Origin of the sequence: Veronia nyctiphanis (genome assembly GCF_004116385.1) — a bacterium.
Lineage (GTDB): Bacteria > Pseudomonadota > Gammaproteobacteria > Enterobacterales > Vibrionaceae > Veronia > Veronia nyctiphanis.
This window is the reverse complement of sequence record NZ_PEIB01000095.1, coordinates 1-1,231: the sequence shown is the minus strand read 5'-3', so window position 1 is coordinate 1,231 and position 1,231 is coordinate 1. Positions and strand designations below refer to the sequence as shown.

The following is a 1,231-nucleotide window of genomic DNA, read 5'->3' as shown; positions in this document are numbered from 1 at the left end:
TGTAGATTCAAATGGTCGAAGCAACAGTTTTACTAAAATACTGATTTGCGTGGACACATTTGATGAAACGAGCAAAGCGCACATTCTCTCAAGATGAAAAGAACTTCATCTTCGACCTATGGAAACAAGGCGTTGGCTTTAGTGATATAGGTAAATTGCTAGCAGCTGCACCAGGTACTGTTTTCACCGTATTGCGTGACCGAGGAGGTATCAAGCCAGCCCCACAAGCAAGGAATACTCAGCACTTGACTTTAGCTGAACGTGAGGAAATTAGAGTCGCGTTGTCAGCGAAAATGTCATTCCGAGCAATAGCACGTATGCTTGATCGCTCTCCATCGACCATTTCCAGAGAAGTTGCACGCAATCGCGGGCGCCGCTACTACAAAGCCGTAGATGCTGACAATCGCGCTAAGCGCTTGGCTAAGAGACCCAAGCCTGGAGTATTAGAGCTTAACCCTCAATTACGCCAGATAGTGATGGATAAGCTTGAATTGAAATGGTCGCCCGAGCAAATCTCTGGATGGTTAGGTGTTCAGTACCCCAGAGCCAAGCGAATGCAGGTTTCACACGAAACGATTTATAAGGCAATGTACGTTCGAGCTAAAGGCATAATTCACCATTCTTTCACTCAACACTTACGCCGAAAGAAGCCCATGCGCCATAGCCGCTATCACCGACGAAGTGGCGACAGGAGCTTTACGAATATCGTTAACGGGGTATCGATCCACGAACGCTCCAAGCACATTGAAAACCGTAAATCTCTAGGGCACTGGGAAGGTGATCTTGTCTCTGGCTCCAAAAATACTCACATAGCAACCCTTGTTGATAGGAAATCACGCTTTACCATCATTTTAAAGCTAGCAGGTAAAGACGCTGAATCCGTCTACGCAGCTTTGGTTGGAGCCTTTCAGCAAATGCCTGTGGAATACCGGAAATCTTTGACATGGGATAGAGGTATGGAGTTGGCCAAACATGCTGAATTAACGCGAAAAACCGGTATCCCTGTTTACTTTTGTGATCCTCAATGCCCATGGCAACGAGGCACAAATGAAAACACCAATAGCCTTATCCGCCAGTATTTCCCGAGAAAGACGGATTTATCACCTCACTCACAAGAGATACTTAATTATGTTGCTACTCAGCTAAATGAGCGACCTAGGAAAACGTTGAAGTTTAAGACACCATCACACATGATTGACAAGGGTGTTGCGATAATCACTTGAATCTACAG

1 protein-coding gene is annotated in these 1,231 nt (G+C 45.6%); it reads left to right on the top strand.

The genetic code is table 11. The annotated features are described in order from the left end of the window. Positions 1-62: 62 nt before the first annotated feature. Positions 63-1,223: an IS30 family transposase gene (locus CS022_RS24565; protein ID WP_129124479.1), complete on the top strand. Its 1,161-nt coding sequence runs from the start codon at positions 63-65 to the stop codon at positions 1,221-1,223. The last annotated feature ends 8 nt before the right edge of the window (positions 1,224-1,231 follow it).